This is a genomic window from Alicyclobacillus acidoterrestris (genome assembly GCF_022674245.1).
Taxonomy (GTDB): domain Bacteria; phylum Bacillota; class Bacilli; order Alicyclobacillales; family Alicyclobacillaceae; genus Alicyclobacillus; species Alicyclobacillus acidoterrestris.
Genome location: NZ_CP080467.1, coordinates 897,501 through 912,917, shown reverse-complemented (window position 1 = coordinate 912,917; position 15,417 = coordinate 897,501). Strand labels below are relative to the sequence as shown.

Genomic DNA, 15,417 nt, shown 5'->3' with positions numbered 1-15,417 from the left:
TTACAATCAATATAAGGTTAACAATACGTAATGTAGCACATACGTCGAGAGAGAGGGAATGTTTTTTGATACAGCCGAGGATAATTTTAGACAACGTCTGCGTGGCTCGGGTGGGACGTGCGGGTCGCCCGGTGCCTATCCTCAATCACATCTCCCTCGCTTTTGACAAGCGAGAAATCGTAGCGCTCGTGGGCCACAATGGCGCAGGCAAGACGACGCTCGTCCGCGCCATACTAGGCCTCTATCCACTGACAGAAGGATGTATCACATTTGACGGCACGCCCATCCACGAATTGCCGCCTGGGAAGATTCAGATGGTCTTTCAGCCACCCAGTGCCCAGTTAATTGGGCAGACAGTTTTTGAAGAGCTTGCGCTCACTGCGCTGCAGCGGGATCCTGCGATCACGCGCGCGCAACTCGATGCGTTTGTGCAGCACTACGCAGACATGGCACAGCTTACAGTGCCGATTGAGACGAGTGTCTACGAACTCTCTGGCGGACAGCTACAGCGCCTGTGCATCGCCCAAGCGCTCGCGTCAGACGCAAAAGTGCTGCTCTTCGACGAATCATTTGCGCCGCTGGACGCCGGGGCGCGCACCGCGTTGCGCAAGCAACTGCGCGAACTCGCCGATAGGCACGCGTTGACCATCGTGCTCATCACGCACGACATGGAAGACGTCCTCATCGCCGATAAGGTCGTCATCTTGGACAGCGGAGAAGTCCGCCTAGCCACCGACCCTCAGACTTTCTTCTACGGCGAATGCGGCGAAAACGGACAAACTCCCTTCTGTGCAGCACGGGGATTTCGGCCGCCATACGTCGTCGAAGCCGCGTTGGCCGCCAACCGTCGCTTCGGCCTGTCCATCAGACCGTTGTCAGAAGAAGAACTTGCGGAGGAACTGCTTCATGTCCATGCTCTTGTCCATTGACAACCTAACGGTCGGCACAACGCCGCGGCGGCGGCTTCGCGGACTCACCGCCTGTGTCGACAATGGTGAGTTTATCGTCGTTCTCGGCCACAATGGCGCGGGAAAGTCGACTTTGCTCGACGTCTTGGCAGGCGTGACGGCGCCCACGGAAGGCACCCTCACGTGGCAGCGCGATGACGGCGAACCGGCCCAAGTCAACAACGCATTCACAAATCGCGTCGGCTATCTCTTTCAGTCTCCGGAAACCGGACTTTTTGCTGGCACGGTCGCCGAAGAATTTGCCGTCACTTGGGGCATATCCCCTCGGCAAGTGCAAGAGCGCGCCGCAGAAGTCAAATCCCTCCTGCGCCGCGTCGGCCTGGACGCAATCGAACTGGACGACATCCCTGCCACTTGGAGTACGGGCATGCAACGGCGCATGGCCATCGCTTTGGTTCTTGCAGAGAACCCCCGAATCGTGCTCCTCGACGAGCCGTCTGCCGGACTCGACGGATCGAGCCAACAACAACTCCTACAGACGCTCCAACACATGCGTGACGAAGGGCGCACCGTCATTGTCGCAACACACGACACAGATGCATTCTTATCGCTTGCAACCCGCGCGTGGGTTCTCGCAGACGGAGCGCTCGTCTACGACGGATTGCTCTCTGACTTATACGCACAACCTGAGCGCTTGGTCGCACACCGACTCGGCCTGCCCCCGTCACTGCGCCTCCAGGTTCGCCTTGTGCGCGCAGGCCTACTCGATGCCCCCGCCGCGCGCGATGCGAGCACATTGGTTGAATCCCTGGTACCACGTCGCGGGCCAATCGACGAGGCGGCAAGCGAGACAAATCTGGCGACTGAGATAGCAGATGACACAATTACGGAGACAAATGAGCATGCTGACGCGGCGCTACCCAGTGACGCCTCAGCCTCTCTGGACCGCGGCCAGAAGTACCGTGGGCGCTTGAACATTGATAGCCGATCCCGCTGGATCACGACCTCACTGTTCACCGTCGCAATCGCGCTGGTCCACAACCCCTTAGGCATCGTACTGGGGCTTTGTGGCACCCTCGCACTGCTCGTCGCCTTTGGCGCGAAGTGGCGTCGTGTTGCGAAGTGGAGTATCGCGTGGGGCCTGTTTGCGCTGCTCACAACAGCCATTGGCGCGGCGCATTTTGGCCCACCGTTTCACCCCACCGCCCACTATGGATTTTCCTTTGTTGCCGCTGGTCACGCCCTAGTCTCCATCCTGCCATACTGGTGTTTCCTGCAGTCGGGCCAGCTTCTCGTGACGGGCACGACGGCCCTCGAGGTCCAAGCGATGCTTGAGTGGATATTACGCGTCCTGCACCTTCCTGCCCGATCCCGACACCTCGCAGGTCTGACAGGTGGCATGGTGTATCGTTTCCTGCCAGCGGTGTCACAACTCTATCACGTGCAACTTCGCGCCTATCGCGTGCGCACACTCGCCATCCGCAAACCGCGGTTTGCATCGTTGCGCCTGACACACGTACTCGCGCCACTGGTCATCCGCCTGATTCGCTATGGCGAAACGACCCACAATGCGTTAGTGGCGCGCAATCTATTCGCCCATCCGATTCCATTAGATCAGCTCTTACCTGAGAAACTGCGGCTGCGGGACTGGATTGTGGCACTCATTGGACTCGCGTTCGCGACGGCCATTGTAGGAATGCAATGGTTCGTTTAGGATTGATTCTTGAGGAAATGAAGTTATGTGGTAATATTAAGTAAGAGTGGTGAATCATGTTGTACGAGGAGGGAAGCAAAGCAATCTCTTGTAGACATGCGACTTGTAGACATGCGATGGGTATAAACAATGGGCAATGGCGCCGCATTGGTCAACATCGGCTTGGACGAGTGCGACCACGGGGACGTTCGCACTACGGTCCAGAGGTGTCCATTTCCTCCTCATTCAATCTTACAACATCGCAAATCTCTCACGCACGTGACTATTTGCATAAGGAGATTGAAGATGATAGGCAGTAAAATTAAACGTCTCCGCATTGCAAAAGGATTGACACAGCAACAATTGATTGATGGTCTGTTTGACCGGTCGTATTTGAGCAATATCGAGCGCGGTAAAATCATACCACCTGTCGAGACGCTCGCGCTGCTCGCAACGCGTTTGGAAGTTCCACTCAGCCTACTCACAGATTATATGGAAGTGATTGCAGAAGTCAGTGAGCTGCTCGATACCGTACGCAAGACAAAGGACATTCAACTGGTTCGTAAAGCATTTACGCTGTGCGTGCGTGTCGAGGCAATTGAGTCCATGATAGAATGCGTGCTGGAATGGTCCAAGATTCAACTGCCGAATTTGAATCAACACGTTGAGCTCTTAGAAGCAATCAATCACACCATCTTTTTAATGGGGACGCTGGACGAAGAGTTTCCCCAAAATGTCGATCTGCTGCTATGCAGAGCCAATACGTATTTTTACCTAGGAATGTTAGATCAGGCCATTTTGGCATACAAAGGCCTGGAACAACGCGACTTGCCCAACGAATTGCTGGGACGGATTAAAATCAGCCTCGGCAGTACCTTAATTCGGACACTCAATTACAAGGCTGCGTACGAGAAACTGCAAGAGGCGCTTGAACTAGCCGACTTGCCCGAATCGCTGCGGGCCCGTGCACACCAAGGGCTAGGTGTGTGTTGCCGATATCTTGGACAATGGTCGGCCGCGAAACAGCACTCAATGCTTGCTGGTGAGTATTTTTTGCACAAGGATTTCAATCGGTATATACACATTCAGCACGGACTTGGTATACTTTGGCTGGACAAACTTGATTTCGACAAGGCAGCCAAGTATTTCGCCGAGGCGCAGGAATATTATCGAGCGAATCACATGATGCTGCCGGAAGCTCAATTGTGTGAAGAGTTTGTTCGAGCCGAATTTTACAAGGGACGCTTTGAAGAGGCCAATGCAATTTGTAATCGCGGATTGCAATTGCTCAAAGGGCTCGACGCTGCACTGGCTGGGAAGTTCTTCTTGTGGAAGAGCAGGATTTATCAGATTCTACAAGAACCATCGCGCGAAGAAGACGCATGGCAAGCTGCAAAAGGATTACTAGGGCCGCAATTAAAGACGACCATTGACACGATGGATCCAAATATGCCAAAAGAGACAAAAAAGAACTTTTACAAAAAAATCGGGGAATAGGTACTCTGTGGAGCGTCTACCCATGGACGGCAAAACGAGGCCTATAGATTAGAGATAACCAAAGCCTAAAGACAAACAATAGAAAAATACCACCGAATGACGGAATCCCTACAGGTAAATTCCATGCATTTGGTGGTCGACCGGGGTTTGAGTCAAAGCCTTTGACTACCTTCATCATAACGCGTTTGGTTTAGTCACGCGCGTGACAGATTTCAAGTCAACCCTACGAAGCCTTACCGCAGTGTAACAACCTTCTTTGTTTAGATGGTAAACTTAGTCCCAGTCAATCGTTCACTTAGCGTCCATAGGCGTGCTGCGAAGTCGGCATTAATGGCCCATGGCCGTACGCCGCTCCCTTTTAGACTGTCAGCGGGAACGGCCTCGGCAATATCGACGTCTCCGCAGTACACGCCCCCCATACCGTTTAGCTGCGGACTCACCGCACACCAGACACTCGTCGCCGCCCCCTGCTCCGGCGTCTTGTGTCTGTCGGCCTTTGGGTCTGGCACAGGTTGCCCCTGCTCATTGGTCAGATGGCGTACATCTTCAAGTGGACTTTAAGACAAGGGGGAATTTCCGGCTAAAAACGACAAGGCCTACAACCGGATTCGGTGTAGACCTTGTGCAAAGGCATATTGAGTTGTCTAGATAAGTATGTGCGGGGAAACGCCCCACCGCCCCGATTTAGTCGGCGATACTCAAGACGATTTTCCCGATATTTTTGTTTTCCTCCATGTATCTGTGCGCATCCTGCACTTCGCGCCAGTCAAACACCGAGTCGATAACCGGAGCGATTTCACCGCGTGCGAGCGCGTCCCCCGCGAATGTTTGAAAGGCCTGGGATAATTCGATTTTGGTCGCGAGCGAGCGGGATCGGAGGGCGGTTCCAATGACCTGCAACCGGCGTGCCAACAGGGTACCCAGATTGACGTTTTGGACTTCCGTGCCCCCCATTGTCCCGATGAGCAGCAAGCGACCATCGACCGCAAGCGCCCGAATGTTGTCCTCAAAATAGGACGCTCCAATAAAATCGAGAATGATATCGGCACCCCGGCCATCTGTCTGTTCCTCGACAAATGGCACAAACGACCCGTCGTGATAATCCCAGCCTGCCGACGCGCCAAGCGACAGGCAACGCTCCAGTTTCACTGACGATCCGGCCGTGACAATCGACGTCGCCCCAGCCAACCGAATCAACTGGATGGCGGACGTGCCGACACCGCTGGCCCCGGCATGGACGAGTACCGTGTCCCCCGGTGCCAGTTTAGCAAGTGAAAACAAATTTAAATAAGCGGTCAGAAAGGCTTCTGGAATCGCGGCGCCCTGCGCGAACGTGAGGCTGTCCGGGAGCTTCATCAACATCCCTGCGGGCACGGTCACATATTGTGCGTACCCCCCGCCGGGAAGCAGCGCATAGACTCGGTCACCCACTGCGACAGAAGTCACGCCTTCGCCCACCTGCGCGACTTCCCCGGCCATCTCGAGCCCGAGAATTTCTGAGGCTCCCTTCGGCGGTGGGTAAAACCCGCGCCGCTGCAATAAGTCGGCGCGATTGAGCGCCGTGGCCCGAACGCGGACCAACACCTCGCCAGCACCTGGCACAGGGGTTTCTATTTCACCGATGTGTAGGACTTCAGGTCCCCCGAATTCGCGAATCAGAACTGCTTTCATGATACATCCTCCTGACCGTGCAAAACGTATGTATTGTTTGTAGTTTAACATCTTTTTCTAGTAAACAAAAAGGGCGGCCCTGTCCAACTTGAACAGGCGCCACCGCGTGTCAACGTGTCAACGATGTAGGCCGCACTCCGTCTTCGCAAATCCGACCCAACGGCCGCTGCGTGGGTCCTCACCCGGTTTCACAGGGCGCGTGCAGTGGACGCAACCGATGCTCGGGTATCCTTTTTCGTGAAGGGTGTTGTAGGGGACGTCGTGATCGTGAATGTAGCGCCACACGTCCTCTGCTGTCCACAAAATCAGCGGATTTACTTTCACCAAGTGAAACTTTTTATCGGCTTCAAACGCTTGAGCATGGGCGCGGGTCGAGGCCTGATCGCGGCGGATGCCCGTAATCCAACCGTCATAGGCCTGCAGATGCCGTTTCAATGGTTCCACCTTGCGGATGTTGCAGCACTGGTTCGGATCGCGCTGCCACAACTCATCCCCGTACTGTTTCGCCTGTTCCGTCAGCGTGAGCGCCGGCTCGACCCGCGTCAAATCGGTCAGTCGATAATGTTTTTTCGCGGCTTCGATGAGCGCATACGTCTCCTTGAAGAGAACGTGTGTATCTAAGTAGAATACGTTGACACGAGCGTCCATGCGCGCCAGCATATCCAGAATCACCATATCCTCCGCCCCAAAACTACAAGCGAATGTGACGCGCGGCAGTCGCTCCAATGCGACCTTTAGGATCTCCTGGGGTGCTGACGTCTCATGTTTCGTTGCGAGCGTCTGAATCGTATCCTCATCCAGCACTAAGCTATTCAAATCAGATAGCACCTCGATCTCAATAAAAATATCGGCGGCTGGACAGACGAAAGCCGCGGATTGGGCACAGCGCGCGACATCGCCACCGATGTCGGCCGTTCGAAACATAGGTATTCCGTGCCATCCGAGACTGTGCGGATCTTCAAGGCGCCCGCACATGCCTGTTGAAAAATCGTCAGCCGCCGTTACACTTGAGATAAACGAGAAGACGGCGCAGCCGCCTCGCGCTGCTTAAGGCGCTTGAATCAGCTGTTGAAGGACTTGGATATACAACTCGCCCTCTGTCGCAGCCACGCGCATGCGCAAGCTGTCTGGCGTATCGCTTGGCAGGACCGGAACGCGAGTTTGGGCGAGAATGCGGCCGTTATCATACAGTTCGTCGACCAGATGAACTGTGGCGCCCGTTTCCGTCGCACCGGATTCAAGGACGGCCGTATGAACGCGCATGCCGTACATCCCCGGTCCGCCAAACGCTGGCAAAAGACTCGGGTGGACGTTGAGAATGCGCTCCGGAAACTGCTCCAGCGTACGCTTGCCAATTCGCTTCATATAGCCGGAGAGAACGACGTAGTCCACTTGGTGCGCCTGTAGAACGCGGACAATTTCACCGTCGACCGCCTCTTCGCCGCCACAGCGCTTCGCATTCAGGCAAAAAGCGGGGATGCCCGCCTGTTTCGCGGCGCTAAGCGCACCTGCGTCCGGGTTATTACTGATGGCCACCGCCGCCTCTGCAGCCAGCCGCCCAGTGTCAATCGCGCGCAGGATGGCCTGCATGCTGGAACCATTGTACGATGCAAGAAAGCCCAGTCTCATGGTCACGGTGATTACACTCCTGTAATTGCCTCTATGATCATTTGAACTGCCTACGGTAAAATCTACAAAACAAGAAAAGTCTGCCGGGGTTTACTCAATCTTTCTGACACCACTATACCATGGGGAGTGCTGCACATGATTCAACCATCTCAACGACTCAATCAACTAGACGAAGGCGTCTTTCAGGAACTGGCGCTAGAAAAGCGGAAGCTCTTGGCCAGCGGCAAAGACGTCATTGACTTGAGCGTGGGCAGCCCGGATCTCCCCCCACCGCCACACGCCATGAAGGCGCTCGTCGACAACGCCTCTGCCGAGACTTCCTACGGGTACACGATTACCGGCCTGCCTGAGTTCAACCAAGCAGTTGCCCAGTTCTATGCCCGCTATGGCGTCGTCCTCGATGCCGAGCGAGAGGTGTTGCAGCTGCAAGGTTCGCAGGATGGCCTCGCCCACCTCGCCCTGGCGCTGGTGAACCCCGGCGATACGGTGCTGTTGCCAGACCCGGGTTACCCGATTTACGAAGGCAGCGTCCGCTTGAGTGGCGGTATCCCATACCCCATCCCAATCGATGCAGAGACGCTCCATCCGAATTTCGATCTCGTCCCGAAAGACGTCCTCGAACGCGCCAAGCTCATGATTCTCAACTACCCAAGCAACCCGACAGCAGCTATCGCCACTGTCGAGATGTTTGAACAGATCATCTCTGTCGCGCGGCAGTACGACATCTTCATCGCCCACGATTTCGCGTACTCCGAATTGATTTTCGACAATCAGCCGGCAATCAGCATCCTGTCCCTGCCGGGTGCGAAGGAAGTCGCAGTCGAGTTCAATTCGCTCTCCAAGACGTTCAACATGGCTGGCTGCCGAATCGGTTACTTGGTCGGAAACGCCGAAGTCATCGGCCACTTGCGCAAACTGAAGTCACATATCGACTTTGGTATCTTCCTGCCCATTCAGCGCGCCGCCATCGCGGCCTTGACCACAGAGTGGGACGGTCTCGCCCCGCAGCGCGCCGAATACATGCGGCGGCGTGATGCGCTATGTTCCGCGCTGTCGCGCCATGGCTGGCAGATCCGCAAGCCATCTGCCACGATGTTCGTTTGGGCGCAAACACCAGGCGGTCAGACGTCCTATTCGTTCGCACTCGACCTCATTCGCCACGCGGGCGTCGCCGTCACCCCTGGCTCGGCCTTCGGCCCCAATGGGGAACACCACATCCGCATGGCCATCGTACACGCTCCAGAGGTCCTCGAGGAAGCGGCGGATCGAATCGGGGCATACCTAGCCATCCACGCGTGAGATAAGGCTCGTAGCCTACTGTGGCCTGCAGGCCTGCACCCCTCACGACAGCCACAACGCCTCTTCAAAACGCACAATAGGGCCCGCAGATGGGCCCTATCGCTTGGATATCCAGTAAACTCCCTGATTCACACCCGCGGATGTGAAATTTTTACGCAGCAGTGCGGCGACGACCGTCATTCGGCAGGAAGAAGCTCAAAATGCTTCCGAGCACCGGCAGGAACATCAAGATGTAAAAGACGACATTGAGTCCCACGGCGTCCGACAACGCGCCGAAAAACGTCGCGCCAATACCGCCTGCACCCACGCCGAAACCGATGGTCAAACCGGAAGCCAAACTGACGTTGCGCGGCAACAGGTACTGGCAGTACACGACGGTCACGGCGAACGACGAGAGGATGAAAAAGCCAAACGGAATCAGGATGATGAGCGCCAATGCGCCATGCAAAAACGGCAAGAAGAGCGCAAACGGCACAGAGCACAACATCGAGTACAGCAAAATCCGTTGCTTTGGCATTCTGTCCGCCAGCATACCGCCAATAAACGTGCCAATGGCGCCGGCCGCCAAGAAGATAAATGTGAAGGAATCGGCGAGACTGTAGCTCATGCCAAATTGCTGCCGGTAGTAGAATGGCAGGAACACGGCGATGCCGATTTGGCACCAAGACCTGAGGATGACAATGACGACCAGAAGCGTAACGGCCCCGATTTGATTGTCGCCCTCAGCCTCTCGCATACGTTTGCTATTGCTTTGCAAGCTGTCCCGGTACCACGGGTAAATTCGCCCAGTGAGCAACAAGCCGCACGCGACGGCGATAAAAAACCAGAGGAGGCCATGGACGCCCATCGCGAGCAAAAATAACGGCATCATCAGCTGGCCTAACGCCTGACCGCTGTTGCCGCCCACCTGGAAAATTGCCTGCGCTAAGCCTCGGGCGTTGCCTGACGCCAACTGCGTGCCGCGTGATGCCTCCGGGTGGAAGGCGCCGGATCCGAGGCCGCTGATGGAAATGAGAATCAACAGACAGGCGAAGTTTGGCGCAAAGCCCGTGAGCGTGAGACACAAGGTAGATAAGAATAGGCCTAGCGGAAGCAGCCAGGCACGTGGGTATTTATCCGTCAATGCGCCAAAAAGTGGTTGCGATATAGATGATGTCAAATAAGAGCATAGAACGACAAGACTGGTCTGCGTGTAATTCAAGTGATATGTACTCATGTACAACGGGGACAACGCCGGTACGACGCCAGTTGTCACCAAGTCGTTGAGCAAGTGGGATCCGCTTAAACTCCAGACCACACCCCGCTTGATGCCACTGGCCGCGCGTTCGATACTACCTTCTGCCATGCCATTTCACCCTCTCGATGAACCAAAACAATTTTAAGTTACGCCTCCCGAATGATATCATACGAACGTTGTTTTCTTCATTCTTAGGAGGTTCATGACATGCAAGGACTACAATACGGCTTACAAGATAGGCCCAAGGGGGCGGCACTGCTGCTCTCATCGATTCAATGGTTTGTCTTTTCGCTGGCCAACGTCATCACCGTCCCCATTGTCCTTGGGCACGCGTTTGGGCTGTCCGCCCATGATATCGCCATGTACACAGAGCGATCATTTTTCGTCTGCGGCGTCGTCAGCCTGCTGCAAACGCTGATCGGCCATCGCTACGCGATTATCGAAGGGCCTGCCGGCATGTGGTGGGGCGTCTTCCTCATCCTCATCCAAATGACCAAACAACAACACGAATCGCTGGCAAATCTACTGCAGGAATTGGAGTTCGGCCTGATTATCGCCGGCATTGTCTTCATCATCCTCGGCGCTACCGGTCTCCTGAAGTGGATTCGCAAACTATTCACACCGGTGGTCACGGGAACGTTTCTGATTTTGCTCGCATTGCAAGTATCGAGTTCGCTCGTCGAGGGCGTACTCGGCATCGGCTTTCGCAACCGCTCCACCGTATCTCCTGAAATCATCCTATTGTCCGTTCTCTTGATGGTGCTGACGCTGCTGCTCATGTTTAAAGGACGTGGCATCATCCAGTCCATCGCTGTACTCATCGGGCTCATCATCGGCTGGATACTCTATGCGGCCTTGGGCTTGGTCGATCCGCCCCAGACCCACGCAGCCGTCTTCGCCCTGCCGTCCTTGTTTCCATTCGGCCCACCGAAGATTCACCTTGGCGTCACGATAACCTGTGTGATTACGGCCATCATCCTGCTCTCGAACCTGATTGCGAGCGTCCAGGCGTTTGCAGGTGCAGCTGAGGACACCCCATCCAATGGCGCCTACACGCGTGGCACTTTGCTCACTGGCGTAGGCACAGGGCTTAGCGGCATCTTTGGCGTCGCCGGCGTCGTCCCGCTGACGGCAGCGGCCAGCCTTGTCGCACTGACCGGCATCGCCTCTCGCCTGCCGTTCATTATCGCCTCCGCAGCTGTGGCAATTCTCGGGTTCTTTCCGTTTATCGGCCAGTGGGTCGCGACGTTGCCTTCCCCGGTCGGATACGCCATTTTGTTCACGGTATTCGCCCAACTGCTCGGATTCGGCTTGCGGGATTACAAGCGCCTGGCGCTTGATCAGCGAGACGTCTTCGTCATCTCCCTGGCGGTCCTGACAGGTGTCGGCATCTACTTCATCCCGTCCACGGCTTGGTCCGGCGTTCCGCCAGTACTCAGCTACTTGTTAGACAACGGCCTCATCGTCGGCGTCATTCTCGTCCTCATTTTCGAACATCTCATCTTTCGCCGCAAACAGGATGCCCGTTAAACGGGCACCCTGGTCACGGCCACGGCGACTGGGTCATATCCTATCCCATCTCCTGCAACCAACCTTTTCGCAGCATGTATTTCTCCGCGATGTCGCGCCTGCGCAAGGTGTCTGGGAAATGCCCCCTGCTACCCAATCGCGTTTGCAAATACTCAATCGCCTCCACATAGTCACCGATAATCAACTGTTGCAACGGCTTGCCCGCCGACGCGCGGTGCAGATGCGGCCGGTACTCATTGGTCTTCACGACGTCCACCGCATGGACCGCTTGCACGCGAAGACCCGCAAGTACCGCCTTCACTTCAGCGAGTGGTGGAACCATGAGCGCGTCCGCGCCAATCGTGCGAACGGCATCGCCGCGGATGGCGTGCGGGACGGCTGTCAGCGAGGACACGCCTAAATCGCCGCGGCCCAAAGCCAGGTTGAGGAAGCGTTTTACGATAGAGGGCGGATCCGTCTGACGCGCCTTCGGCAAGATATCATCGAGCCGATTGAGTGCGACGTCGACACCTGTATCCAGCGCATCCAGAAATGGCAAGATGTCTCCCTGCTGCAAGGCAATATCGGCATCCGTGATGAAATATTTGTCGGCGTCAACCCGCAAACATCCCATCGCTCGACCCACATCGTGCCCCACCCGATGGCGATGATAATCTACGAATACGTTTTGCATCCCCTCATACGCCTTGGCAATCGACTCGTCGACACCGTTGCAGATCAACTGAATGCAATCGACGTTCGAGGCCCCCAGTGTGCCCACAAGCTGCGGCAAATGTCGTTCCCCCTGAGTCGGAATGACACTGGCGACACGCACACGAGTCGGCGCGATGGCAGTAGCCGCCAACCAGCCACCTAACTCGCGTCGCCGCCCCAAGTCGGTGAACCCTGCCCGAATCCCCCGTTCGCGAATGATGACCGCCATCCCCTCGAGACAATCACCGAGAATCAGTTCGCGATACGCCTTCAAGTGCGCAGCGTTGCGCACGCGATTCAATTTCCCCACATGCACGCGGCCTGCCAACTCAACTTTGAGCCCTGGCGTGCACATGGCCCGCGCTTGTGCGACGGGCGGCACACAAAAGGCCATCGGCCCCAACGTCTCGATGGCTTTCCTCGACAATGCGTGGGGTACCGCCGTCAAACTGGCTGCACGCAGGTCTGCTCGGTTGGCGAAGATATTTAAGGCGTGCTTGGCCACAGCGGTCTGATGGTGGAATTGTTTCGTGTGAGGGAAAGGGTAGCGGTTGAGGGCGAGATCGACACCGCGTTCCACCGCGCGAACAAACGGCTCCAACTGCGCCAGTGGAATCAGCATATCGGCATCCAGGACGAGCACAATATCCCCTCGAGCCAGACCGATGCCAATCGCGCGTCCGACATCGGGCCCAAGCTGATGTGTAAAACGAACGACCCGCGCCCCGGCGGCCTTGGCGATACGCGCCGTGCCGTCGCGACAGCCATTCGCCACGACGATAACCTCCGGTTTGCGATTCCATTGCAATAAACGCCGCACCAACGGGCCAATAGTTCGAGCCTCGTTGTGTGCGGCGATAACCACACTCAAACGACGGTGCTTCATATACGGCCCCCCTGCTCGTCTGTGCGCTACAAGTGCTGCTCTCATGCTATGTGCACAAAGGGGCCGCGGTTTGGACAACCGCCTACCGACAGATTAGAAATGCGCGCCCACGCCAGCCATGATGGCGACAACGACGCCAATGACGATACAATACCAACCAAACGGACGCAGCGCCCGGACTTCCGACGTGCGGAAGTAGCGCATCAAAAACGCAGTCGCCAAGATTGCCACAATACCGGCAATCAATCCGCCCAAGAGTCCATCGTGAATCATTTGCGGGCTGCCCGCGTGCATTAGCTTCGGCACCTCAAGCACTGCCGCGCCAAGAATCACAGGCGTCGCCAGCAAAAAGCTGAAACGCGCCGAATCCTCATACGACATCCCACTGGAAAGCCCCGCCGTCATCGTGATACCAGACCTCGAGAAACCTGGAATCAAAGCGAACGTCTGCACGATCCCGATAATCAGGGCACGTCCATATGACAAGTCACTCAGTTCTTTCGTCGCGCGTCGCCGGCGGCGCATCGCGTCTGCCGCAAACAGCACAAATCCGTTGACAATCAGAAAAATGGATGCCGACAATGCCGACGGGAATAACTCCTGCAATTTTGTCTCAAACAGCTTACCGATAATCGCCGCAGGAATCGTCGCTACGATAATCAGCAACAACTGTCGGCGCTCATTCCGACGATTTCGGATGAAGAGGCTGGCAATCAGCCGGATCCAATCTTTAATAAAGTAGAGCAGTAACGCAATGCCTGTCCCCAAGTGAAGCATCACGACAAACGGAAGAAAGACATCCGATTCCGAAAACTGCTTCCAGTTGAACACGTACGGCAAAATGACGGCGTGTCCCACACTACTGATAGGAAACAGTTCTGTGATGCCTTGCATAATCGCGTACACGATGACCTGCAAAATATGCATGCAATGGCCTTCCTTTCATCCTGGCTCCAAGAGCAACCTATTTATCAAGGTAAAAACCCTCCCTCATTGTAACGGATGAGCGCAGGTTGGCAATTGTGTTTTTAGATTTTCAAAGGGAGTTTGCTAAACTATGAAGGTAATCCATGGCCAGGGAGGCATTTCGGTGACAAAAGCACAGACCTTTTTACAACAACTCATGGCACACCGTTCCGTACTTCCAGACGTAGTCGCGACGATGAAGGACAAGGACCTCACCTTCCGCCCGTGGGATGGCGCGATGACGACAGCCGATCTCGTCTGGCACATCCTCTCGGTCAGCCACGGCATGGCCTCAGCCGCCGCCACCGGCCAATTTGAACGAATCACCGACAAGCCAGACTTGGCGACTATCGAAGATGTGCAACGTGTCATCCGCGAACGCACAGACGAATTGCGCGGCCTTATCGACTCTATCACCGACGAGCAACTCGACGCGACAATCGAACTATTCGGCAACCAGGTTCCTGCCAGCGCCGCTTTGCAATTGCTCAAAGATCACGAAATCCACCACAAGGGCCAACTGTTCGTCTACGCCCGCATATGTGGCGCAGAACAACTGCCGATGTTCATCAAACGCTAACCAGCCACGACTCAGCACGACTGTAAACCCGTGGGCCACCGTGTCGAATCCCCATCGGATCTCCACACAGTGGCCCACTCTACGTTTTGTTGCGCTCATTGCACTACAGATGGCGCGTGCCTATCTGAACGTGGCTAGCGTGTGGGCTGCACCGCCGTTGCTGCGGTTGTCTGGGCAGCAAACCGGAGGCCTCGCCCCTCGCCCGCCTGGCCCGCCTGGCCTGCCTGGCCGCATAGTGCACGTTTTCTGCCTTATTTGTGACATTGCAGCGGATTCGGAGTATTTAGGGCATGAAATTTACCTTATGCCCGGTAAATCTGCGGAAATTGGGGCCCAAGGCAGCGAATAGGGTATTTTTTCGACCTTATCCCGCGGCTTTTCAGTTGATATGTCTTATTAGGACATGCAGGCGGGTGGCAGTGGGCGCGCGTGTGGCTTCGGAGACTGTCTGGGTCACAAACCGGAGGCCTCACCCCCGACCCGGCAGCATAATGCACGTTTTCTACCCTATTTGTGACAGTCCAGCAGATTCACGGCATTTAGTGCACGATTTCTGCCTTATGCCCGTAAAATCACCGGAAATCACAGCCCAAGGTGCCGAATAGGGTATTTTCCCAACCTTATCCGGCGGCTTTTCAGTTAATCCGTCTTATTAAGACATCCCGCCAGCTGCCATCAGACCAGCCAAGTACCTTCCCAGCCCCACCCCCCTCAACACAAAAAGAGCCCCAAGGTCCCGCTTCTCAGCGTTCCCCTCAGGGCCCTTCTCTTCTCTCTCGCCTGGCAACGTCCTACTTTCCCAGGAGGTCTCCCTCCAAGTATCCTCGG

General features: G+C 55.8%; 13 protein-coding genes and 1 rRNA gene (1 of these 14 cut by a window edge). 6 read left to right on the top strand and 8 right to left on the bottom strand.

Annotated features, from left to right (window positions below):
* Nucleotides 1–131: 131 nt before the first annotated feature.
* From K1I37_RS04230 to K1I37_RS04220, 3 genes are all read left to right on the top strand, one after another.
* Nucleotides 132–929, top strand: a complete 798-nt coding sequence (locus K1I37_RS04230) for an energy-coupling factor ABC transporter ATP-binding protein (protein ID WP_021298426.1) — start codon at nt 132–134, stop codon at nt 927–929.
* The gene (locus K1I37_RS04225; RefSeq protein WP_021298427.1) at nt 907–2,622 is read left to right on the top strand and encodes an ATP-binding cassette domain-containing protein; all 1,716 of its coding nucleotides are present in this window, start codon (nt 907–909) and stop codon (nt 2,620–2,622) included. Before K1I37_RS04230 ends, K1I37_RS04225 begins: the two co-directional genes overlap by 23 nt.
* A gap of 285 nt (nt 2,623–2,907) precedes the next feature.
* Nucleotides 2,908–4,098 carry a helix-turn-helix domain-containing protein gene (locus tag K1I37_RS04220; protein ID WP_021298428.1) on the top strand — a complete coding sequence of 397 codons (1,191 nt, stop codon included), beginning with the start codon at nt 2,908–2,910 and terminating at the stop codon, nt 4,096–4,098.
* Between the two features lie 260 nt (nt 4,099–4,358).
* On the opposite strand, the gene K1I37_RS04215 is transcribed toward K1I37_RS04220, so the two are convergent.
* The 4 genes from K1I37_RS04215 to purN all read right to left on the bottom strand — a co-directional run bounded on the left by K1I37_RS04215 (nt 4,359) and on the right by purN (nt 7,398).
* The gene (locus K1I37_RS04215) at nt 4,359–4,607 is read right to left on the bottom strand and encodes an SDR family NAD(P)-dependent oxidoreductase (protein ID WP_021298429.1); all 249 of its coding nucleotides are present in this window, start codon (nt 4,605–4,607) and stop codon (nt 4,359–4,361) included.
* A 175-nt stretch (nt 4,608–4,782) separates the two neighbouring features.
* Nucleotides 4,783–5,769 (bottom strand): NAD(P)H-quinone oxidoreductase, encoded by a 987-nt coding sequence (locus K1I37_RS04210; RefSeq protein ID WP_021298430.1) that lies wholly within the window; start codon nt 5,767–5,769, stop codon nt 4,783–4,785.
* A gap of 117 nt (nt 5,770–5,886) precedes the next feature.
* Nucleotides 5,887–6,693, bottom strand: a complete 807-nt coding sequence (locus tag K1I37_RS04205; protein ID WP_021298431.1) for a phosphoadenylyl-sulfate reductase — start codon at nt 6,691–6,693, stop codon at nt 5,887–5,889.
* Nucleotides 6,694–6,816: 123 nt separating this feature from the next.
* The gene (purN, locus tag K1I37_RS04200; RefSeq protein ID WP_031219268.1) at nt 6,817–7,398 is read right to left on the bottom strand and encodes a phosphoribosylglycinamide formyltransferase; all 582 of its coding nucleotides are present in this window, start codon (nt 7,396–7,398) and stop codon (nt 6,817–6,819) included.
* Nucleotides 7,399–7,533: 135 nt separating this feature from the next.
* Between purN and K1I37_RS04195 the strand changes: the two genes are divergently transcribed.
* Nucleotides 7,534–8,697, top strand: a complete 1,164-nt coding sequence (locus K1I37_RS04195) for an aminotransferase class I/II-fold pyridoxal phosphate-dependent enzyme (RefSeq protein WP_021298433.1) — start codon at nt 7,534–7,536, stop codon at nt 8,695–8,697.
* Nucleotides 8,698–8,848: 151 nt separating this feature from the next.
* Here K1I37_RS04195 and K1I37_RS04190 read toward each other — a convergent pair whose 3' ends face one another.
* Nucleotides 8,849–10,042 (bottom strand): MFS transporter, encoded by a 1,194-nt coding sequence (locus K1I37_RS04190; protein ID WP_021298434.1) that lies wholly within the window; start codon nt 10,040–10,042, stop codon nt 8,849–8,851.
* 99 nt (nt 10,043–10,141) lie between these two features.
* Between K1I37_RS04190 and K1I37_RS04185 the strand changes: the two genes are divergently transcribed.
* On the top strand, nt 10,142–11,464 hold the full coding sequence (locus tag K1I37_RS04185) for a purine/pyrimidine permease (RefSeq protein ID WP_021298435.1): 1,323 nt from the start codon (nt 10,142–10,144) through the stop codon (nt 11,462–11,464).
* 40 nt (nt 11,465–11,504) lie between these two features.
* On the opposite strand, the gene K1I37_RS04180 is transcribed toward K1I37_RS04185, so the two are convergent.
* Together K1I37_RS04180 and K1I37_RS04175 are read right to left on the bottom strand one after the other, a co-directional pair.
* Nucleotides 11,505–13,043: a glycosyltransferase family 2 protein gene (locus K1I37_RS04180; RefSeq protein ID WP_021298436.1), complete on the bottom strand. Its 1,539-nt coding sequence runs from the start codon at nt 13,041–13,043 to the stop codon at nt 11,505–11,507.
* A gap of 93 nt (nt 13,044–13,136) precedes the next feature.
* On the bottom strand, nt 13,137–13,970 hold the full coding sequence (locus K1I37_RS04175; protein WP_021298437.1) for an undecaprenyl-diphosphate phosphatase: 834 nt from the start codon (nt 13,968–13,970) through the stop codon (nt 13,137–13,139).
* 163 nt (nt 13,971–14,133) lie between these two features.
* On the opposite strand from K1I37_RS04175, the gene K1I37_RS04170 reads away from it, so the two are divergent.
* Entirely contained in the window at nt 14,134–14,589 is a 456-nt protein-coding gene (locus tag K1I37_RS04170) for a DinB family protein (RefSeq protein WP_021298438.1), read from the top strand.
* A gap of 778 nt (nt 14,590–15,367) precedes the next feature.
* On the opposite strand, the gene rrf is transcribed toward K1I37_RS04170, so the two are convergent.
* Nucleotides 15,368–15,417, bottom strand: a 5S ribosomal RNA gene (rrf, locus tag K1I37_RS04165) (it continues 67 nt past the right edge of the window).

Coding starts and splice junctions, on each gene's coding strand:
- K1I37_RS04185 (WP_021298435.1), top strand. CDS start 10,142: ATGCAAGGACTACAATACGGCTTACAAGATAGGCCCAAGGGGGCGGCA.
- K1I37_RS04205 (WP_021298431.1), bottom strand. CDS start 6,693: ATGTTTCGAACGGCCGACATCGGTGGCGATGTCGCGCGCTGTGCCCAA.
- K1I37_RS04225 (WP_021298427.1), top strand. CDS start 907: ATGTCCATGCTCTTGTCCATTGACAACCTAACGGTCGGCACAACGCCG.
- K1I37_RS04180 (WP_021298436.1), bottom strand. CDS start 13,043: ATGAAGCACCGTCGTTTGAGTGTGGTTATCGCCGCACACAACGAGGCT.
- K1I37_RS04190 (WP_021298434.1), bottom strand. CDS start 10,042: ATGGCAGAAGGTAGTATCGAACGCGCGGCCAGTGGCATCAAGCGGGGT.
- K1I37_RS04175 (WP_021298437.1), bottom strand. CDS start 13,970: ATGCATATTTTGCAGGTCATCGTGTACGCGATTATGCAAGGCATCACA.
- K1I37_RS04195 (WP_021298433.1), top strand. CDS start 7,534: ATGATTCAACCATCTCAACGACTCAATCAACTAGACGAAGGCGTCTTT.
- K1I37_RS04220 (WP_021298428.1), top strand. CDS start 2,908: ATGATAGGCAGTAAAATTAAACGTCTCCGCATTGCAAAAGGATTGACA.
- K1I37_RS04210 (WP_021298430.1), bottom strand. CDS start 5,769: ATGAAAGCAGTTCTGATTCGCGAATTCGGGGGACCTGAAGTCCTACAC.
- purN (WP_031219268.1), bottom strand. CDS start 7,398: ATGAGACTGGGCTTTCTTGCATCGTACAATGGTTCCAGCATGCAGGCC.